The 19,045-nt window shown below is 68.5% G+C and carries 18 protein-coding genes; all 18 read left to right on the plus strand.

All coding sequences use genetic code 11. The annotated features are described in order from the left end of the window. The first annotated feature begins 175 nt into the window (after window positions 1–175). On the plus strand, window positions 176–544 hold the full coding sequence (locus DOO78_RS03600; protein WP_111468365.1) for an NADH-quinone oxidoreductase subunit A: 369 nt from the start codon (window positions 176–178) through the stop codon (window positions 542–544). 43 nt (window positions 545–587) lie between these two features. After that, window positions 588–1,157 (plus strand): NuoB/complex I 20 kDa subunit family protein, encoded by a 570-nt coding sequence (locus DOO78_RS03605; protein WP_111468706.1) that lies wholly within the window; start codon window positions 588–590, stop codon window positions 1,155–1,157. Next, window positions 1,150–1,827, plus strand: a complete 678-nt coding sequence (locus DOO78_RS03610) for an NADH-quinone oxidoreductase subunit C (protein WP_279387767.1) — start codon at window positions 1,150–1,152, stop codon at window positions 1,825–1,827. Before DOO78_RS03605 ends, DOO78_RS03610 begins: the two co-directional genes overlap by 8 nt. Continuing rightward, on the plus strand, window positions 1,824–3,104 hold the full coding sequence (locus DOO78_RS03615) for an NADH-quinone oxidoreductase subunit D (RefSeq protein ID WP_243634340.1): 1,281 nt from the start codon (window positions 1,824–1,826) through the stop codon (window positions 3,102–3,104). The genes DOO78_RS03610 and DOO78_RS03615 overlap by 4 nt, the downstream gene beginning before the upstream one ends. Continuing rightward, window positions 3,104–3,736, plus strand: a complete 633-nt coding sequence (locus tag DOO78_RS03620; RefSeq protein WP_111468367.1) for a complex I 24 kDa subunit family protein — start codon at window positions 3,104–3,106, stop codon at window positions 3,734–3,736. The genes DOO78_RS03615 and DOO78_RS03620 overlap by 1 nt, the downstream gene beginning before the upstream one ends. A 4-nt stretch (window positions 3,737–3,740) precedes the next feature. Beyond that, a complete protein-coding gene (gene nuoF, locus DOO78_RS03625) occupies window positions 3,741–5,054 on the plus strand; it encodes an NADH-quinone oxidoreductase subunit NuoF (protein WP_111468368.1) in 1,314 nt (437 codons plus the stop codon). A gap of 6 nt (window positions 5,055–5,060) precedes the next feature. Then, on the plus strand, window positions 5,061–7,106 hold the full coding sequence (gene nuoG / locus DOO78_RS03630) for an NADH-quinone oxidoreductase subunit NuoG (protein WP_111468369.1): 2,046 nt from the start codon (window positions 5,061–5,063) through the stop codon (window positions 7,104–7,106). A gap of 5 nt (window positions 7,107–7,111) precedes the next feature. Further along, window positions 7,112–8,122: an NADH-quinone oxidoreductase subunit NuoH gene (gene nuoH / locus DOO78_RS03635; protein WP_111468370.1), complete on the plus strand. Its 1,011-nt coding sequence runs from the start codon at window positions 7,112–7,114 to the stop codon at window positions 8,120–8,122. A 12-nt stretch (window positions 8,123–8,134) separates the two neighbouring features. Next, window positions 8,135–8,623 carry an NADH-quinone oxidoreductase subunit NuoI gene (gene nuoI / locus DOO78_RS03640; RefSeq protein WP_111468371.1) on the plus strand — a complete coding sequence of 163 codons (489 nt, stop codon included), beginning with the start codon at window positions 8,135–8,137 and terminating at the stop codon, window positions 8,621–8,623. A 104-nt stretch (window positions 8,624–8,727) separates the two neighbouring features. Beyond that, complete coding sequence (locus tag DOO78_RS03645; protein WP_111468372.1) at window positions 8,728–9,423, plus strand: NADH-quinone oxidoreductase subunit J; 696 nt, start codon at window positions 8,728–8,730, stop codon at window positions 9,421–9,423. Continuing rightward, window positions 9,407–9,733, plus strand: a complete 327-nt coding sequence (gene nuoK, locus DOO78_RS03650; protein WP_456308981.1) for an NADH-quinone oxidoreductase subunit NuoK — start codon at window positions 9,407–9,409, stop codon at window positions 9,731–9,733. Before DOO78_RS03645 ends, nuoK begins: the two co-directional genes overlap by 17 nt. A gap of 4 nt (window positions 9,734–9,737) precedes the next feature. Then, window positions 9,738–11,726: an NADH-quinone oxidoreductase subunit L gene (gene nuoL, locus DOO78_RS03655; RefSeq protein ID WP_111468374.1), complete on the plus strand. Its 1,989-nt coding sequence runs from the start codon at window positions 9,738–9,740 to the stop codon at window positions 11,724–11,726. Window positions 11,727–11,728: 2 nt separating this feature from the next. Further along, the gene (locus DOO78_RS03660) at window positions 11,729–13,240 is read left to right on the plus strand and encodes an NADH-quinone oxidoreductase subunit M (protein WP_111468375.1); all 1,512 of its coding nucleotides are present in this window, start codon (window positions 11,729–11,731) and stop codon (window positions 13,238–13,240) included. Between the two features lie 4 nt (window positions 13,241–13,244). Further along, window positions 13,245–14,666 carry an NADH-quinone oxidoreductase subunit NuoN gene (gene nuoN, locus DOO78_RS03665; protein ID WP_111468376.1) on the plus strand — a complete coding sequence of 474 codons (1,422 nt, stop codon included), beginning with the start codon at window positions 13,245–13,247 and terminating at the stop codon, window positions 14,664–14,666. Beyond that, window positions 14,663–15,451 carry a biotin--[acetyl-CoA-carboxylase] ligase gene (locus tag DOO78_RS03670; protein WP_111468377.1) on the plus strand — a complete coding sequence of 263 codons (789 nt, stop codon included), beginning with the start codon at window positions 14,663–14,665 and terminating at the stop codon, window positions 15,449–15,451. The genes nuoN and DOO78_RS03670 overlap by 4 nt, the downstream gene beginning before the upstream one ends. 3 nt (window positions 15,452–15,454) lie before the next feature. Then, window positions 15,455–16,258 carry a type III pantothenate kinase gene (locus tag DOO78_RS03675; protein ID WP_111468378.1) on the plus strand — a complete coding sequence of 268 codons (804 nt, stop codon included), beginning with the start codon at window positions 15,455–15,457 and terminating at the stop codon, window positions 16,256–16,258. Window positions 16,259–16,377: 119 nt separating this feature from the next. Next, complete coding sequence (locus DOO78_RS03680; RefSeq protein ID WP_111468708.1) at window positions 16,378–18,048, plus strand: ribonuclease J; 1,671 nt, start codon at window positions 16,378–16,380, stop codon at window positions 18,046–18,048. A 397-nt stretch (window positions 18,049–18,445) separates the two neighbouring features. Then, entirely contained in the window at window positions 18,446–18,706 is a 261-nt protein-coding gene (locus DOO78_RS03685; RefSeq protein WP_111468379.1) for a DUF1467 family protein, read from the plus strand. The last annotated feature ends 339 nt before the right edge of the window (window positions 18,707–19,045 follow it).

Below are 19,045 nucleotides of genomic sequence, written 5' to 3' on the forward strand. Positions count from 1 at the left end.
CCGAAAATCACCACCTTGCGCCTGAGAAAGGCGTCCTGCCCCCTATGCGAAATGCTCGGGGCGTGGCTAATGTCCGCCCGCGCTGCGCTGCGGCATCGGCCGGGGCACGGCCCGCCTGGGGTGTCCCGCTGGGCATCGCAAGCGCGGGCGCGGCGCCACGAGGGGCGGAGTAGAGATGAACCAGCCGCTGCTGGCCGAATATTTTCCGATTCTCGTCTTCCTTGGCATCGCCGGCGGGATCGCCGCGGCGATGGTGGGGGGCAGCCTGCTGCTGGCGCGGCAGAAGCCGAATGCCGAGAAGCTCTCCGCCTATGAATGCGGCTTCGAGCCTTTCGACGACACGCGCCGGCGCTTCGACGTCCGGTTCTACCTCGTCGCCATCCTCTTCATCATCTTCGATCTCGAGGTGGCCTTCCTCTTTCCCTGGGCCGTCGCGCTCGGCGACATCGGCTGGTTCGGCTTCCTGTCGATGATCGCCTTCCTCGGCGTGCTGACGGTCGGGTTCGTCTACGAATGGCGCAAGGGCGCCCTGGACTGGGAGTGACGGCGCGAGCCGCCCCCAACCGGAGAAGAGCATGAGCGGGAACATGGAGAGCGCCACGCCGGGCGCGATCGATACGGTGGCCTGGAACCGCGAGCATCTGGTACCCGGCCCGGCGCAGGAGGCGGTGGTGCGCGGCATCACCGGCGAGATCGAGGAAAAGGGCTTCGTCGTCGCCAATCTCGACAAGGTGGTGAACTGGGCGCGGACCGGCAGCCTCTGGCCGATGACCTTCGGGCTGGCCTGCTGCGCGGTGCCGATGATCCACGCCTACATGGCGCGCTACGACCTCGACCGCTTCGGCATCATCCCGCGCGGCTCGCCGCGGCAGTCGGACGTGATGATCGTCGCCGGCACGCTGACCAACAAGATGGCCCCGGCGCTGCGCAAGGTCTACGACCAGATGAGCGAGCCGCGCTGGGTGATCTCCATGGGCAGCTGCGCCAATGGCGGCGGCTACTACCATTACTCCTACAGCGTGGTGCGCGGCTGCGACCGCATCGTGCCGGTCGATGTCTACGTGCCGGGCTGCCCGCCGACCGCCGAGGGGCTGGTCTACGGCATCCTGCAGCTGCAGAAGAAGATCCGCCGGACGGGGACCATCCTGCGTGGCTGACGCAACCGACCGGGGCGCCGCGCTGCAGGCGCTGGGCGAGGCCGTGCGCATGGCGCTGCCGCACGGCACCGTCGAATCGCTCGAGGTGGAGCGCGGCCAGGAGCTGGTGCTGCGCATCCGGCGAGAGGGGCTGATCGAGAGCATGCTGCTGCTGCGCGACGGCGGCCAATTCGCCTTCGAGCAGTGCATGGACATCTGCGGCACGGACTGGCCGGAGAAGCCGGAGCGCTTCGAGGTGGTCTACAACCTGCTCAGCCTCAGCCTGAACCAGCGCATCCGCGTCATCGTCTCGACCGACGCGGCGACGCCCATCCCCTCCGTCGCCGCCATCTGGCCGACCGCCACCTGGTACGAGCGCGAGGCCTGGGACATGTACGGCATCGTCTTCGCCGGGCAGACCGACCTGCGCCGCCTGCTGACCGATTACGGCTTCGAGGGGCATCCGCTGCGCAAGGACTTCCCGCTCACCGGCTATGTCGAGGTGCGCTACGACGAGGAGCGCAAGCAGGTCGTCTACGAGCCGGTGAAGCTTACCCAGGATTTCCGCAATTTCGATTTCCTCAGCCCGTGGGAGGGGATGACCACGCTCCCGGGCGACGAGAAGGTGCACATGAACCGGATCGAGGCGCCGAAGCCCGCGGGCGAGGCGGCCAAGGGGACGGCGCCATGAGCGGCGACCATGCCATGACCCGGCCGGCCGGCCCGGTCGTGTCCGACCTCGACCCGGATGCGGTGGTCGCGGCAGCGGCGGCCGACGAGCCGGTGCGCACCATCGAGGTCGATAGCCACACCATCAATTTCGGCCCGCAGCACCCGGCGGCGCATGGCGTGCTGCGCCTCATCCTCGAGATGAAGGGCGAGGTGGTGGAGCGCGCCGATCCGCATATCGGCCTGCTGCATCGCGGCACCGAGAAGCTGATCGAGTACAAGACCTATCTCCAGGCGCTGCCCTATATGGACCGCCTGGACTACGTCTCGCCCATGTGCATGGAGCACAGCTTCGCGCTCGCCGTGGAGCGGCTGCTGCGCGTCGAGGATCAGGTGCCGGAGCGGGCGCGGGTGATCCGCACCATGTTCGCCGAGCTGACGCGCATCCTGAATCACCTGCTGAACGTCACCACCTATGCGCTGGATTGCGGCGCCATCACCCCCTCGCTCTGGGGCTTCGAGCAGCGCGAGCACCTGCTGGAATTCTACGAGGCGGCAGGCGGCAGCCACTACCACGTGAATTACTTCCGCCCCGGCGGCGTGGCGAAGGACATCCCGGCCTCGCTCGAGGACCGCATCGCCGGCTGGTGCCGGCAATTCCCGAAATTCCTTGAGGATCTCGAGGGGCTGCTCTCCGGCAACCGCATCTTCAAGCAGCGCACCGTCGATATCGGCGTGATGACGGCCGAGCAGGCGATGGAATGGGGCTTCTCCGGCCCCTGCATCCGCGCCTCCGGCGTGCCCTGGGACCTGCGCAAGGCGCAGCCCTACGAGATCTACGCCGATCTCGACTTCGACATCCCGGTCGGCCGGCACGGCGACTGCTACGATCGCTACCTGATCCGCATCTGGGAGATGCGGCAGTCGCTGCGGATCGTCGAGCAGTGCTTGGCGCGGCTGAAGCCCGGGCCGGTCAAGATCCCGGACAACAAGATCACGCCGCCGAAGCGCGCCGAGATGAAGCGCTCGATGGAATCGCTGATCCACCACTTCAAGCTCTACACCGAGGGCTATCACGTGCCGGCGGGCGCGACCTACACGGTGACCGAGGCGCCGAAGGGCGAGTTCGGCGTCTACATGGTCGCCGACGGCACCAACCGGCCCTACCGGTGCAAGATCCGGGCGCCTGGCTATGCGCATCTGCAGGCCATGGAGGCGCTGTCCAAGGGGCATATGCTCGCGGATGCCGTGGCGATCATCGGCTCGCTCGACATCGTCTTCGGGGAGATCGATCGCTGATGGTCGAGGTGTCCACCGCCAATGAGGTCGCGCAGCCCGCGAGCTTCGAGTTCGACGCCGAGAGCAACGCGGCGATCGAGACCATCCTGAAGCGCTACCCGCCGGGGCGGCAGGCCAGCGCCGTCATCCCGTTGCTCTACGTGGTGCAGCGGCAGATGAAGCGGCAGACCGACAGCGCCTGGGTGCCGCTGAAGGGCATGGACGCGGTCGCGGCGCGGCTCGGCATGGCGCCGATCCGGGTCTACGAGGTCGCCAGCTTCTACTTCATGTTCAACACCAAGCCGGTCGGGCGCTTCCACCTGCAGGTCTGCGGCACCACGCCCTGCTGGCTGCGCGGCTCGGACGAGGTCTTCCACGCCTGCAAGGATGCGGCGCATGTCGCCGGCTATGGCCAGACCAGCGAGGACGGGATGTTCACGCTGAGCGAGGTCGAGTGCCTCGGCGGCTGCGTGAACGCGCCGATCCTGCAGGTCGACGACGACTACTACGAGGACATGGACTACGAGCGCACGGTGCAGCTCATCGAGGCGCTGCGGCGCGGCGAGCGGCCGCCGCCCGGCTCGACGATCGGGCGCCAGACGAGCGCGCCGGAGGGCGGGCCGCAGACGCTGCTGGACGTGCCGGGAGAGTGATGCGATGGCACTGAGCGACAAGGACCGCATCTTCACCAACCTCTACGGCCAGCATGACTGGCGGCTGGCGGCGGCGCGGCGGCGCGGCCAGTGGGACGGCACCGGCGGGCTGATCGCCAAGGGCCGCGACTGGATCATCGAGGAGGTGAAGAATTCCGGCCTGCGCGGCCGCGGCGGCGCCGGCTTCCCGACGGGCCTCAAATGGTCCTTCATGCCGAAGCAGTCGGACGGGCGGCCGCACTACCTGGTGGTGAACTCGGACGAGTCCGAGCCCGGCACCTGCAAGGACCGCGACATCCTGCGGCACGATCCGCACACACTGATCGAGGGCTGCCTGATCGCCGGCGTCGCCATGGGCGCGCATGCCGGTTACATCTATGTCCGCGGCGAGTACTATAACGAGCATCTCGTGCTGCAGGCGGCGATCGACGAGGCCTATGCCGCCGGGCTGCTCGGGCCGAATGCCTGCGGCAGCGGCTGGGATTTCGACCTGTACGTCCATCGCGGCGCCGGCGCCTATATCTGCGGCGAGGAGACGGCACTGATCGAGAGCCTCGAGGGCAAGAAGGGGATGCCGCGGCTGAAGCCGCCCTTCCCGGCGGCGGTCGGGCTCTATGGCTGCCCTTCGACGGTGAACAATGTCGAGACCATCGCCGTGGTGCCGACCATCCTGCGGCGCGGCGCCGCCTGGTTCGCCGGCTTCGGCCGGCCGAAGAATGCCGGCACCAAGATCTTCTGCATCCAGGGCCATGTGAACAAGCCCTGCAATGTCGAGGAGGAGATGTCGATCCCGCTGCGCGAGCTGATCGAGCGGCATGCCGGCGGCGTGCGCGGCGGCTGGGACAACCTGCTGGCGGTGATCCCCGGCGGCTCCTCGACGCCGCTGATCCCGAAAGCCGTCTGCGACGACGTGCTGATGGATTTCGACGCGTTGCGCGAGCACAAGACCGGCCTCGGCACCGCCGGCGTCATCGTCATGGACAAGTCCACCGACCTGATCAAGGCGATCGCCCGGCTTTCCGCCTTCTACAAGCATGAGAGCTGCGGCCAGTGCACCCCCTGCCGCGAGGGCATGGGCTGGGTGAAGCGGATGATGGACCGCATGGTCGAGGGCCGGGCCGAGGTGGCGGAGATCGACGTGCTGGAGCAGGTGACGCGGCAGATTGAGGGGCACACGATCTGTGCGCTCGCCGATGGCGGCGTCTGGCCGGTGCAGGGGCTGATCCGCCACTTCCGGCCGATGATGGAAGACCGCATTGCCGCCTACAAGGCCGCGAAGGGCTCGCCGCAGCCCACGCTGCCGATGGCGGCGGAGTAATCCCCGATGGCGAAGGTCACGGTCGACGGCATCGAGGTGGAGGTGCCGAACGGCGTCTCCGTCCTGCAGGCCTGCGAGGCGGCGGGGAAGGAGATCCCGCGCTTCTGCTATCATGAGCGCCTCTCGGTCGCCGGCAATTGCCGCATGTGCCTGGTCGAGGTGGAGAAGGCGCCAAAGCCCATCGCCTCCTGCGCCTATCCGGTCGCCGACGGCATGAAGGTGTTCACCGACAGCGAGATGGTCCGCAAGGGCCGCCGCGGGGTGATGGAATTCCTGCTCATCAACCACCCGCTGGACTGCCCGATCTGCGACCAGGGCGGCGAGTGCGACCTGCAAGACCAGGCCGTGGCCTATGGCCTCGACAAGAGCCGCTACCTCGAGGAGAAGCGGGCGGTCAAAGACAAGTATATGGGGCCGCTGGTCAAGACCATCATGACCCGCTGCATCCAGTGCACGCGCTGCGTGCGCTTCGCGACCGAGGTGGCGGGCGTGCCGGAGCTCGGCGCGACCAATCGCGGCGAGAACATGGAAATCGGCACCTATGTCGAGAAGGCGCTGACCACCGAGCTTTCGGGCAACCTGATCGATATCTGCCCGGTCGGCGCGCTGACCTCGCGGCCCTATGCCTTCGTCTCGCGGCCCTGGGAGCTGCGCAAGACCGACAGCATCGACGTGCTCGACGCGACCGGCACCAATATCCGCATCGACACCCGCGCCGGCGAGGTGCTGCGCATCCTGCCGCGCACCAATGACGACGTGAACGAGGAGTGGATGGCCGATCGCGGCCGCTTCTCCTTCGACGGGCTGAAGCGGCGCCGGCTCGACCGGCCTTGGATCAAGGTGGATGGGAAGCTGCGGCCGACGAGCTGGAGCGAGGCGCTCGGCGCCGTCGCGGCGCGGCTGAAGGGCCTGCCGGGCGAGCGCATCGGCGCCGTCGTCGGCGATCTCGTCGATGCCGAGGCGATCGTCGCGCTGAAGGACCTGATGGGCGCGCTCGGCAGCCGGAACCTGGAATGCCGGGTGGATGGCGCGGCCATCGATGCCTCGCGGCGCGACTTCTACACCTTCAACACCGGCATCGCCGGCATCGAGGAGGCGGATGCGCTGCTGATCGTCGGCGCCAATCCGCGGCTCGAGGCGCCGGTGCTGAATGCGCGCATCCGCAAGCGGGTGATCGCCGGCGGCTTCCCGGTCGGCTTCCTCGGCCCGCGTGGCCTCGCCCTCACCTATGGGCATGACTGGCTGGGGGAGGGGGGCGCGACGCTCCGCGCCCTGGTCGGCGGCGAGCATCGCTTCAACGAGGTGCTGCGCGCGGCCAAGCGCCCGATGCTGATCCTCGGCCGCGGCGCGCTGCGCCGGCCGGACGGCGCCGCGATCCTCGCCGCCGCCTGGAAGGTGGCCGCCGAGCACAACATGCTGCAGCCCGACTGGCACGGCTTCAACCTGCTGCACCAGTTCGGCGGCCAGGTGGCGCCGCTCGATCTCGGCTTCCTGCCGCCCGAGGGCGGCGCGGCGATCTCGCCCTCGATCGAGGCGCTGTGGCTGCTCGGCGCCGAGATCGACACGGCGGCGATCCCGGCCGGCGCCTTCGTCATCTATCAGGGCCATCATGGCGAGGCGGCGGCGGCGCGGGCCGACGTGATCCTGCCCGGCGCCGCCTATACCGAGAAGGACGCGACCTGGGTGAACACCGAGGGCCGCGTCCAGCATGGGCGGCTCGCGGTCTACCCGCCGGGCGAGGCGCGCGAGGACTGGAAGATCATCCGCGCCGCCTCCGAGGTGCTCGGCCATCGGCTGCCCTATGACACGCTCGAGGCGGTGCGGGCGCGGCTCGCCGAGGCCAATCCCGTCTTCGCGGGGCGCGGCTTCGCGCCGCATGGCTGCACGGAGAGGACGGGGCCGGCGGGCGACGCCGCCGCCGTGGCCGATGCCGGCTTCGCGCCGGTGCCCGGCAGTTACTGGCAGGCCGAGGCGATCAGCCGCGCCTCCGAGACCATGGCCGAATGCGCGCGGGTCTATGGCGCCGCGCAGATCCGGCTGGCGGCGGAGTAGGGGCGATGGACGGCTTCCTCGCCACGCCGGTCGGCATCCTGGCGATCACCCTGGCGCAGACCCTGGCGCTGCTGGTGCCTGTGTTGATCGCCGTCGCCTACCTGACCTATGCCGAGCGCAAGGTCCTGGCGGCGATGCAGCTCCGCAAGGGGCCGAACGTCGTCGGGCCCTTCGGCCTGCTGCAGCCCTTCGCCGATGCGCTGAAGATGCTGATGAAGGAGACGATCGTGCCCTCGGGCGCGAATCGCTACCTCTTCCTCTTCGCGCCGATGCTCACCTTCATGCTGGCGATGCTGGCCTGGGCGGTGATCCCGGTGAACGAGGGCTGGGCGATCGCCGACATCAATGTCGGCATCCTCTACCTCTTCGCCATCTCCTCGCTCGGCGTCTACGGCATCATCATCGCCGGCTGGGCCTCGAACTCGAAATACGCCTTCCTCGGCGCGCTGCGCTCGGCGGCGCAGATGGTCAGCTACGAGGTCTCGATGGGCTTCGTCATCGTGACCGTGCTGATGTGCGTCGGCTCGCTGAACCTGACGGCCATCGTCAAGGCGCAGGAGACGGTGTGGTTCTTCCTGCCGCTCTTCCCGATGTTCGTGATCTTCTTCATCAGCACGCTGGCGGAGACGAACCGGGCGCCCTTCGACCTGCCCGAGGGCGAGAGCGAGCTGGTCGCGGGGTTCTTCGTCGAATACTCCTCGATGTCCTTCGCCCTCTTCTTCCTCGGCGAATACGCGAACATGATCCTCATGTCCGCGCTGACGACGATCCTGTTCCTCGGTGGCTGGCTGCCGCCGCTGGCGGTGGAGCCCTTCACCTGGATCCCCGGGCCGGTCTGGTTCGCGCTGAAGATCTGCCTTTGCCTCTTCACCTTCATCTGGGTTCGCGCCACCTTCCCGCGCTATCGCTACGACCAGCTCATGCGGCTCGGCTGGAAGGTGTTCCTGCCCTTCAGCCTGGTCTGGCTGGTGCTGACGGCGGCGGTGCTCAAGCTGGCCGGCTGGCTGCCGGCATAAGGATCGACGACGATGGCCACTCTCGATCGCGCCGCGCGCAGCCTGCTCCTCTCCGAGCTCGTCGCCGGCATGGCGCTGACGCTGAAGTACTTCTTCAAGCCGAAGGTGACGATCAACTACCCCTATGAGAAGGGCCCGATCTCGCCCCGCTTCAAGGGCGAGCATGCGCTGCGCCGCTATCCGAATGGCGAGGAACGCTGCATCGCCTGCAAGCTCTGCGAGGCGGTCTGCCCGGCCCAGGCCATCACCATCGAGGCCGAGCCGCGGGGGGATGGCAGCCGCCGCACCACCCGCTACGACATCGACATGGTGAAGTGCATCTATTGCGGGATGTGCGAGGAGGCCTGCCCGGTCGATGCCATCGTCGAGGGGCCCAATCTGGAGTTCACCACCGAGACGCGCGAGGAGCTGCTCTACGACAAGGAGAAGCTGCTCTCGAACGGCGACCGCTGGGAGGCGGAGATCGCCAAGCGCCTCGAGCTGGATGCGCCCTACCGCTGAGTTTCCCCGGGCCGCCGCGAGCGGCCCGCTCCCTGATTCATGCGCCGCCAGTGGCGCCACGGACCGGACGATGCCATGACGCTGCAACGGCCTGGAGGCATGCGATGATCGCCGCGCTCGCCTTCTATTTCTTCGCCGCGATCCTGATCGCCTCCGCCACCATGGTGGTGACGGCGCGCAACCCCGTGCACAGCGTCCTCTTCCTGATCCTCGCCTTCTTCAACGCGGCGGCGCTGTTCCTCATCGCCGGCGCGGAGTTACTGGCGATGATCCTGGTCATCGTCTATGTCGGCGCCGTCGCGGTGCTCTTCCTCTTCGTCGTGATGATGCTCGACATCGACTTCGCGCGGCTGCGCGAGGGCTTCCAGCGCTACGCGCCGATCGGGGCGGTGATCGGCGGCATCCTCTTCCTCGAGCTGGTCCTCGTCCTCGGCACCTGGTCCTTCGCCGACCAGGCCGATGACCTGCGGCTCTCGCCCAACCCGGGCGGCGGCCTGACCAATGCCGAGGCGATCGGACGGATCATCTACACGGACTATGTCTATCTCTTCCAGGCGGCGGGCCTTGTCCTGCTGGTCGCCATGATCGGCGCCATCGTGCTGACCCACCGGGAGCGTCCGGGGACGCGGCGCCAGAATATTGGCGCGCAGGTGGCCCGCAGCGGCAGCATCAGCCTCGAGACGGTGCCGGTCGGCGCCGGCGTGAAGGAGCTCGGCATCCGCCGGCCGCCGGAGCCCGAGGCGGAGGCGCCCAAGGTGGCGCATGACGCCGGCCACCATGGCCATGGGGGGCATCACTGAGATGGAGATCGGCCTCGCCCATTACCTGACGGTCGGCGCGATCCTGCTCGTGCTCGGCATCTTCGGCATCTTCGTGAACCGGAAGAACGTCATCGTCATCCTGATGAGCGTCGAGCTTATCCTGCTCTCGGTGAACCTGAATTTCGTGGCCTTCTCCGCCTGGCTGGACGACCTGACCGGGCAGGTCTTCGCGATGTTCGTCCTCACCGTCGCCGCCGCGGAGGCCGCGATCGGCCTCGCCATCGTCGTCATCTACTTCCGCAACCGCGGCAGCATCGAGGTCGAAGACATCTCGACCCTGAAGGGCTGAGCCCATGTATGTCGGTGCCATCTTCTTCCCCCTGCTCGGGGCCTGCATCAGCGGCTTCTTCGGCCGCTGGATCGGCGACCGCGCGGCGCAGTGGTCTACCGTGGTCTGCATGGTGCTGGCGGCGGTCTGCGGCATCGCCGCCTTCGGGCAGGTCGCGCTCGGCGGGCAGCCTCTGGTGCAGCCGATCTGGACCTGGATCGATGTCGGCGGGCTCGAGGTCTCCTGGGCGCTGTGCTACGACACGCTCTCGGTCGTCATGGTGGCGATGGTCACCTTCATCTCGACCCTGATCCATCTCTACTCGGTCGGCTACATGTCGCATGACGCGACGCCGGCCCGCTTCTTCGCCTACCTCTCGCTCTTCACCTTCATGATGCTGATGCTGGTGACGGCGGACAACCTGGCGCAGCTCTTCTTCGGCTGGGAGGGCGTCGGCCTCGCAAGCTACCTGCTGATCGGCTACTGGTACGACCGCGAGAGCGCGAACCGCGCGGCGATGAAGGCCTTCATCGTCAACCGCGTCGGCGACGTCTCCTTCATGCTCGGCATGGCGCTGACCTTCTACGTCTTCGGCAGCATCGAGTTCGACACCATCTTCCCGGCGGTCGAGGCGCATGTGGGCGACCGCTTCCTCGGCATCCCGGCGATCGAGCTGATCGGCGTGCTGCTCTTCCTCGGCGCCTGCGGCAAGTCGGCGCAGCTCGGCCTGCACACCTGGCTGCCGGATGCGATGGAGGGCCCGACGCCGGTCTCGGCGCTGATCCACGCCGCGACCATGGTGACGGCGGGCGTCTTCCTCGTCTGCCGCATGTCGCCGTTGATGGAATACGCGCCGGTGGCGCTGTCCATCGTGACGGTCGTCGGCGCCAGCACCGCCTTCTTCGCCGCGACCATCGGCTGCGTGCAGAACGACATCAAGCGGGTGATCGCCTATTCCACCTGCTCTCAGCTCGGCTACATGTTCTTCGCCGCCGGGGTCGGGGCCTACCAGGTGGCGATGTTCCACCTCTTCACCCATGCCTTCTTCAAGGCGCTGCTCTTCCTCGGCGCCGGCAGCGTCATCCACGCCATGTCCGACGAGCAGGACATGCGCCGCATGGGCGGCATCTGGACCAAGATCCCGGTCACCTATGCGGTGATGTGGATCGGCAACCTGGCGCTGGCCGGCATCCCCTTCTTCGCCGGCTACTACTCGAAGGACGCGATCCTGGAAGCGGCCTATGCGGCCGGCAGCGGCGTCGGCGCCTATGCCTGGGTGCTCGGCATGGCGGCCGCCTTCCTCACCGCCTTCTACTCCTGGCGGTTGCTGATCCTCACCTTCCACGGCGAGGCGCGGGCGGATCATCACGTGATGGAGCATGTGCATGAAAGCCCGCTCGTCATGCTGATCCCGCTGATCCTGCTGGCGGCCGGCGCCGTCCTGACCGGCTACATCTTCGCGCCGCTCTTCATCGGCGAGCATGCGCACGAGTTCTGGCACGGGGCGCTCTTCAACGGCCCGCACAACCACATCCTGCACGCCATGCACGAGGTGCCGCACTGGGTGCCGCTGGCGCCGACGGTGCTGGCGGTCGGCGGCATCGCGCTGGCCTATGCGCTGTACATGGCCATGCCGGCCCTGCCGACGCGTCTCGCCCGGATGCTCAGCGCACGGCCGGAGATGGTCCGCAGCCTGCCGCTCGTCCCGGCCGAGGGCGCGGAGCAGCAGACCGAGCCCAACCCGGGCGGCCTCTACGGCTTCCTGCTGAAGAAGTGGTATTTCGACGAGCTGTACGACGCGATCTTCGTGCGGCCGGCGCGCCGGCTGGGGCGCCTCTTCTGGAAGGTCGGCGACGAGCAGATCATCGACGGCATGCCGAACGGCACCGCCAGCCTCGCGGTCGAGGTCTCGCGCGGCGCGGTGCGCCTGCAGACGGGGCGGGTGGCGAACTACGCCTTCGCCATGATCATCGGCCTCGTCGTCTTCGTCTCCCTCTTCCTGTTCGTGGGCTGAGAATGAACGCCGTCGGCTTCCCGCTGCTCTCGCTCATCACCTTCCTGCCGCTGGTGGGCGCGGGCATCATCATGTCCGTGCGGGGCGAGGATGCGGTCATCGCCCGGAACGCGCGCTGGATCGCGCTCTGGACCAGTCTCATCGTCCTGCTGCTCAGCCTGATCCTCTGGGTCCGGTTCGACCCGGGCACGGCCGCCTTCCAGTTCGAGGAGCGGCTTGCCTGGCTGCCCGAGTTCGGCGTCGGCTACCATATGGGCGTGGACGGCATCTCGGTGCTCTTCGTCCTGCTGTCGACCGCGCTGACGCCGCTCTGCATCCTCGCCTCCTGGGAGGCGATCGGGACCCGCGTCCGCGAGTATATGATCGCCTTCCTGATCCTCGAGACGATGATGGTGGGCATGTTCTGCGCCCTCGACTTCATCATCTTCTACGTCTTCTTCGAGGCGGTGCTGATCCCGATGTTCCTCATCATCGGGGTCTGGGGCGGGCCGCGGCGGGTCTACGCCGCCTTCAAGTTCTTCCTCTACACCCTGCTCGGCAGCGTGCTGATGCTGCTGGCCATCCTCTATCTCTGGTACAATGCCGGCACGACCGACATCCCGGAGCTGTTCGAACAGGTGGTGCCCCGCGCGGCGCAGACCTGGATCTTCTTCGCCTTCCTCGCCTCCTTCGCGGTGAAGGTGCCGATGTGGCCGGTGCATACCTGGCTGCCGGACGCGCATGTCGAGGCGCCGACCGCGGGCTCGGTGATCCTGGCGGGCGTGCTGCTGAAGATGGGCGCCTATGGCTTCCTCCGCTTCAGCCTGCCGCTGCTGCCCGAGGCCTCGGCCGAGTTCGCGCCGCTGATCTTCGTCCTCTCGGTCGTCGCCGTGGTCTACACCTCGCTGGTGGCGCTGGCGCAGGAGGACATGAAGAAGCTGATCGCCTATTCCTCGGTCGCCCATATGGGCATCGTCACGATCGGCATCTTCACCTTCAACCAGCAGGGGCTCTCGGGCGCGCTCTACACCATGCTCGCCCATGGCGTGGTCTCCGGCGCGCTCTTCCTCTGCGTCGGCGTGCTCTACGACCGGGTCCATAGCCGCGAGATCCTTCGCTACGGCGGCGTCGCCCAGATCATGCCCTCCTACGCCATGGTCTTCATGCTCTTCACCATGGCCTCGATCGGCCTGCCGGGGCTGGCCAATTTCGTCGGCGAGTTCCTGGTCATCGTCGGCGCCTGGGCGGTCAATCCCTGGGTCGCCTTCGGCGCGGCGCTCGGCATGGTGCTCGGCGCGGCCTACATGCTCTACCTCTATCGCCGGGTCAGCTTCGGCCGGATCACCCGCGAGGACCTGCGGGCGCTGCTCGATCTCAGCCCGCGGGAATACGCGATCTTCGCGCCGCTCATCCTGCTGACCCTCTGGATGGGCGTCTATCCGCAGTCCTTCCTGTCCTTCTTCGAGGTCTCGGTCGCCGCCCTGGTGCAGCGCCACGAGGCGGCGCTCGGCGCCGCCCGCCTCGCCGGGATGTAAGCCGATGATCTGGACCCTCGCCCTCCCGGAACTGGTCCTGGCCGTGTCCGGGCTCGTCATCCTCGCCGCGGGCGTCATCCCGAAGCGCGACACCTTCTTCCCCGTCTCCATGGCCTGCGTCGGCGCGCTGCTGCTGACGGCGGTGCTGGTGCTCGGCCAGGGGGAGGGCACCGCGCTCTCCGGCCACTATGTCTCGGACGCCTTCTCGGGCTTCATGAAGTTCCTGGCGATCGCCGCCGCCGCGGTCGGCATCCTTCTCGCGCTCGACTACAACGAGAAGGAGGGGCTGGCCCGCTTCGAGTTCCCGATCCTCATGCTCTTCGCCACGCTCGGCATGATGGTCATGATCTCGGCCAACGACCTGCTCTCGCTCTATCTGGGGCTCGAGCTGCTCTCCCTGCCGCTCTACGTCATCGCCGCCTTCAACCGCGACAGCGGCCGCTCGGCCGAGGCGGGGCTGAAGTATTTCGTCCTCGGCGCCCTCGCCTCCGGCCTGCTGCTCTACGGCACCAGCCTAGTCTACGGCTTCGCCGGCACGACGAATTTCGACCGGCTCGGCGAGGCCTTCTCGGTGCTCGAGAGCGTCTCGCCCGGCGTCGTGGTCGGCATCGTCTTCATCATCGCCGGCCTCGCCTTCAAGGTCTCGGCGGTGCCCTTCCACATGTGGACGCCCGATGTCTATGAAGGGGCGCCGACGCCGGTGACCGCCTTCTTCGCCTCGGCGCCGAAGGTCGCGGCCATCGCGCTGCTCGCCCGCGTCCTGCTCGGCCCCTTCGGCGACCTCGTGGCGCAGTGGTCGCAGGTCATCACCCTGGTCTCGCTCGGCTCGATGATCTTCGGCGCCTTTGCCGCGATCGGCCAGCGCAACCTGAAGCGGCTGATGGCCTATTCCTCCATCGGCCATGTCGGCTATGCGCTGATGGGCCTCGCGGTCGGCACCGATATCGGCCTGCGCGGCCTGCTGGTCTACATGGCCATCTACGTCTTCATGAATCTCGGCACCTTCGCGGTGCTGGTCTCGATGCGCCGGCAGGGCCGGGCGGTGGAGGGCATCGGCGACCTCGCCGGGCTCGGCCGCACCGATCCGGTGACTGCGATGTGGATGGCGGTCTTCATGTTCTCCATGGCCGGCATCCCGCCGCTCGCCGGCTTCTTCGGCAAGCTCTACGTCTTCCTCGCCGCGGTGCAGGCCGGCTTCTGGACCCTCGCCGTGGTCGGCGTGCTGACCAGCGTGGTCTCGGCCTACTACTACCTGCGCATCGTCAAGGTGATGTATTTCGATGCGCCGGCGGGCTCGCTCGATCGGGCGCCGTCGAGCCTCACCCTTGTGATGGCGGGCACCGGCCTCTTCACCGTCTTCTTCGCGCTCTGGCCCGCCCCCATGCTGGCGGCGGCGCAGGCCGCGGCGGCGGCGCTGCTGGGGTGAGCGGCGGAGGCGAGGGGCCGGCGGCGCCGGTCGCCTGGCGCCTCGAGCGCCACGTCGCGCTGCCGAGCACGGCCGATCTCCTCGCCGCCCGGGCCGAGTCCGGCGCGGCCGAGGGCCTGGCGATCCTGGCCGGGGAACAACTGGCGGGGCGCGGCCGGGCCGGGCGCGGCTGGGCCTCGCCGCCGGGCAATCTCTACCTGTCGGTCCTGCTGCGCCCGGCTAGCCCGGCCCGCGAGGCGCCGCAATGGAGCCTGCTGGCGGCGGTCGCGCTCGCCGAGGCGGCCGGCGCCGTGCTGGCCGATCCCGCGGCGGTGCGGCTGAAATGGCCGAACGACCTGCTGGTCGGCGGCGCCAAGGCCGCCGGCATCCTGGTCGAGAGCGCGCTCACCGCCACGGGGGGCATCGCCTGGCTCGGGCTCGGCTTCGGCGTGAACCTCGCCCATGCCCCGGCGCTGCCGGACCGGCCGACCGCGACCCTCGGCGGCGTGGAGACGCCGGAGCGCTTCGCCGCGCGGCTGCTGCAGCGCCTCGGCCACTGGGTGAGCGTGCAGCGCGAGGGCGGCTTCGCCCCGGTGCGCGCCGCCTGGCTGCGCTTCGGGCCGGGGGCAGGGGAGGCGATCACGGTGCGGGGCCTGCCGCAACCGGGGGGCTTCGCGGGGCTTGCGGAGGATGGCAGCCTGCTGCTCGAGATCGGGGGCAGGCGGCAGGCGATTCCGGCCGGCGAGATCCTGTCCCAGGGGAATGATCGGGGGAACGCCCGAGGGAACGCCCAGGGGAACGTCTAGACGATGCTGCTCGCCATCGACGCCGGGAACACCAATGTCGTCTTCGCCGTCCATGACGGCACCGAATGGCGCGGCCGCTGGCGGATCGCCACCCGGGCCGACCGGACCTCGGACGAATACGCCGTCTGGCTCATGGCGCTGCTGCAGCATAGCGGGCTGAAGGTCGCCGAGATCGACCGTTGCGTCATCGGCACGGTGGTGCCGGCGGCCCTCTACAACCTGCGCCGCCTCGCCCGCGAGTGGTTCAACGTCGAGCCGCTGATCGCGCGGGCGGCGGTCGACTGGGGTTTCGAGATCCGCGTCGAGCGGCCGCAGGAGGTCGGCGCCGACCGCCTGCTGAACGCCCTGGCCTCGCACCACCATTACCGCGGCCCGCTGGTGGTCATCGATTTCGGTACCGCGACGACCTTCGACGTGGTCGATGCGGATGGCGCCTATCTGGGCGGCGTCATCGCCCCCGGCATCAATCTTTCGCTGGAGGCGCTGCACAAGGCGGCGGCGCGGCTGCCCCGGATCGGCATCGGCCGACCGCAGGCGGTGATCGGCCGCGACACGGTGGCGGCGATGCAATCGGGCATCTTCTGGGGCTATGTCGGGCTGATCGAGGGCATCATCGGCCGGATCCAGGCCGAATACGAGGCGCATCTGAAGGTGGTGGCGACCGGCGGCCTGGCGCCGCTCTTCGCCGAGGGCACCACCATCATCGAGAAGATCGACCCCGACATCACCCTCGAGGGGCTTCGCCTGTTGGCGGAACGCAATCCGGTCCCCAAATTGCAAAAGACCGACTATCGCGACTCCCTCTGAGCGCGATCCGGCTCCCGACCCCACCGGGCATGGCCCGGGCCGGGACCCGAATCGCGCTTGCAATGGCAAAGGAAGGGTGAGACCGATCCCGGCCGGGTTCGGTGCAGCCCTGGTACGACATGGACGAGTATGTAACGACGGCCGGACCCGATCCGGCCGGTGATTTGGCATTCATTCCGCTCGGCGGCACCGGCGAGATCGGCATGAACCTGAATGTCTACCGGTGCGACGGCGCGTTGCTTGCCATCGATTGCGGCATCGGCTTCGGCGGGCCGGAACATCCCGAGATCGACATCATGGTGCCCGATCCGGTCTGGCTGGCCGAGCGGCGCGACCGGCTGGTTGGGCTGGTCATCACGCATGCGCATGAGGACCATGTCGGGGCCGTCGCGCATCTCTGGCCGCAATTGCGCTGCCCGCTCTATGCCGGGCCCTTCGTCTCCGCCGTGCTGCGGCGGAAGCTCGGCGAGGCGGGGCTGCTCGGCGAGGCGCGGATCAACACCCTGCCGCTCGGGGCCCGGCTGACGCTCGGCCCCTTCGACCTGGAATTCCTGCGGGTGGCGCATTCCGTGCCCGAGGCCCAGGCCGTCGCCATCCGCACCCGGCACGGCATCGTCCTGCATACCGGCGACTGGAAGCTCGACCCCGATCCGCTGATCGGCGCGCCGACCGACGAGGCGGCCTTCGCCCGGCTCGGCGAGGAGGGCGTCCTCGCCATGGTCTGCGATTCGACCAATGCGCTGGTCGAGGGGCATTCCGGCTCCGAGGCGGAGGTGCGGCGGAACCTCACGGCCATCATCCGCGGGCTGCGCGGCCGGGTGGCGGTGAGTTGCTTCGCCACCAACGTCGCCCGGGTCGAGAGCATCACCCGGGCCGCCATGGCCGCCGGCCGCCAGGTCGCGCTCTTCGGCCGCTCGCTACGCAATGCCGAGGCGGCGGCCCGCGAATGCGGCTACCTGACCGACATCCCCGCCTATCTGGCGGAGGAGGATGCGGGCTACATCCCCGACGACAACCTGCTCATCATCTGCACCGGCAGCCAGGGGGAGCCGCGCTCGGCGCTCTCGAAGATCGCCGCCGACACGCATCCCAACATCGCGCTCGGCGAGGGCGACACGGTCATCTTCTCCTCGCGTATGATTCCCGGCAACGAGCGCGGCATCCTGCTGCTGCAGGACCAGCTCGCCCGGCGTGGCTGCCGGGTGATGACCGCCGACGACCACATGGTGCATGTCTCCGGGCATCCGGCGCGGGACGAGCTGCGGCGGCTCTACCAGATGGTGAAGCCGCGCTATGCGGTGCCCGTGCATGGCGAGTGGCGGCACCTGTCGGAACATGCCGCCCTGGCGAAGTCGCTGCAGGCCACCCCGATCCTGGTCGAGGATGGCGACGTGCTGCGCCTGTCGCCGGACCGGCCGGATGTGGTGGAGGGGGTGCCGACCGGGCGCCTTGCCGTCGACAATGGCCGCTTGCTGCCGATCAGCGGCCATGTCCTCGCTGCCCGCAAGCGGATGCTCTTCAACGGGGTCGTCATGGCCTCGCTCGCGGTGGACGAGGCGGGGCGGGTGCTGGGCACGCCGCAGGTCTCGGCCCCCGGCCTGCTCGACGGCGAGGAGGGGATCGGGGCGCAGCTTGCCCAGGAGCTCTCCCGCGCCCTTGGCGAGCTGCCGAGCGCCCTCCGCCGCGAGGATGACTCGCTGCGCGAGGCGGCCCGGGCCGTCCTGCGGAAATCCGTCGGGCGCCGGCTGCGCAAGCGGCCGAATGTCGAGGTGCATCTGTTGCGGGTCTAGGGCGCTTCCCGTGAACACCGGTTCACGGGAAGCGCCCTAGGCTCCTGTTTTCAGAGCATCGTCACCCGATCAGGTGGGTCCACCCGATCGGGATCTGCTCTAGGCGTCGTCACCCGTTCGCGTGGTTCCACTCGAACGGGATCCGCGCCAGGCCATCATCCGCTCCCTCCGGTTCGCGGACCATGGTCTGGCGTGGTATCGGGCCGCGTGAGTCACGCCTTCGGTGAGTCCCCCTCAGGTCCGAGGGGCCATCGGACCGTCCCTCGAGGGCGGGGGCTCGGAGCGGCGGCCGCCGAGGCGAGCGAGCGGACCGTGGTCGGGGCGGGCCCCGCCGCCCCGCCGGCGCGGCGGACTGCCTCGCCTCTGTCTCCACCCCCCAATTCCATCCGAGGACATCATGGGCTGGTTCTCCGGCGTCGTCGTCTACCTGCTGATCTGGTGGGTCGCGCTCTTTGCCGTGTTGCCAATCGGCACCCAGCCGAATCCGGAGGGCGATGAGCAGACCGGCTGGCGCGGGGTGCCGCAGCGGCCGCAGCTGCTGCGCAAGGTGGTCATCACGACCCTGGTTTCGGCGATTCTCTGGCTCGCGGTCTTCGCGCTGATCGAAAGCGACTGGATCAGCTTCCGGTCCGGCTGGTGGGCGATGCCCGATAAATAGGCGAGGAGGCTGGAGCAGGGCGCTTTGTGCCCATGCATTACGCAAACCGCGCACGACCGCCTTCTTTTTCCGCTTTTCCCGCAGCCTTTGCCATTGTCCGGCGTTCGCTATCCGCGTCACCATAGCGTCAGAGAGAGGGTTGGTCCTCTCTCTGCCGTGTGACTGGCGTTTCCTCCCTAAACTCGGGCCGTGCCGTCGGGCGCGGCCCTTTTTTTGTCTATAGCACCGGGGCGCCGAGGCCAAGGCGAAAAATACGGAAACCGAGCCTGTTGCGTTGGTCTTCATGCGCAGGCCCGGTGCGCCGAGACATATAATTGCGACCGCGCCCATGACCCGCGG

The organism is Roseicella frigidaeris, assembly GCF_003258945.1.
In the GTDB taxonomy this organism is placed as follows: Bacteria; Pseudomonadota; Alphaproteobacteria; order Acetobacterales; family Acetobacteraceae; genus Paracraurococcus; species Paracraurococcus frigidaeris.

Bases quoted from the DNA above. Each gene is read 5' to 3' on its own strand.
- DOO78_RS03675 (WP_111468378.1), top strand. From the start codon at position 15,455: ATGCTGCTCGCCATCGACGCCGGGAACACCAATGTCGTCTTCGCCGTC.
- nuoL (WP_111468374.1), top strand. From the start codon at position 9,738: ATGTATGTCGGTGCCATCTTCTTCCCCCTGCTCGGGGCCTGCATCAGC.
- nuoN (WP_111468376.1), top strand. From the start codon at position 13,245: ATGATCTGGACCCTCGCCCTCCCGGAACTGGTCCTGGCCGTGTCCGGG.
- nuoK (WP_456308981.1), top strand. From the start codon at position 9,407: ATGGGGGGCATCACTGAGATGGAGATCGGCCTCGCCCATTACCTGACG.
- DOO78_RS03620 (WP_111468367.1), top strand. From the start codon at position 3,104: ATGGTCGAGGTGTCCACCGCCAATGAGGTCGCGCAGCCCGCGAGCTTC.
- nuoG (WP_111468369.1), top strand. From the start codon at position 5,061: ATGGCGAAGGTCACGGTCGACGGCATCGAGGTGGAGGTGCCGAACGGC.
- DOO78_RS03685 (WP_111468379.1), top strand. From the start codon at position 18,446: ATGGGCTGGTTCTCCGGCGTCGTCGTCTACCTGCTGATCTGGTGGGTC.
- DOO78_RS03605 (WP_111468706.1), top strand. From the start codon at position 588: ATGGAGAGCGCCACGCCGGGCGCGATCGATACGGTGGCCTGGAACCGC.
- nuoF (WP_111468368.1), top strand. From the start codon at position 3,741: ATGGCACTGAGCGACAAGGACCGCATCTTCACCAACCTCTACGGCCAG.
- DOO78_RS03645 (WP_111468372.1), top strand. From the start codon at position 8,728: ATGATCGCCGCGCTCGCCTTCTATTTCTTCGCCGCGATCCTGATCGCC.
- nuoH (WP_111468370.1), top strand. From the start codon at position 7,112: ATGGACGGCTTCCTCGCCACGCCGGTCGGCATCCTGGCGATCACCCTG.
- DOO78_RS03615 (WP_243634340.1), top strand. From the start codon at position 1,824: ATGAGCGGCGACCATGCCATGACCCGGCCGGCCGGCCCGGTCGTGTCC.
- DOO78_RS03600 (WP_111468365.1), top strand. From the start codon at position 176: ATGAACCAGCCGCTGCTGGCCGAATATTTTCCGATTCTCGTCTTCCTT.
- DOO78_RS03660 (WP_111468375.1), top strand. From the start codon at position 11,729: ATGAACGCCGTCGGCTTCCCGCTGCTCTCGCTCATCACCTTCCTGCCG.
- DOO78_RS03680 (WP_111468708.1), top strand. From the start codon at position 16,378: ATGGACGAGTATGTAACGACGGCCGGACCCGATCCGGCCGGTGATTTG.
- nuoI (WP_111468371.1), top strand. From the start codon at position 8,135: ATGGCCACTCTCGATCGCGCCGCGCGCAGCCTGCTCCTCTCCGAGCTC.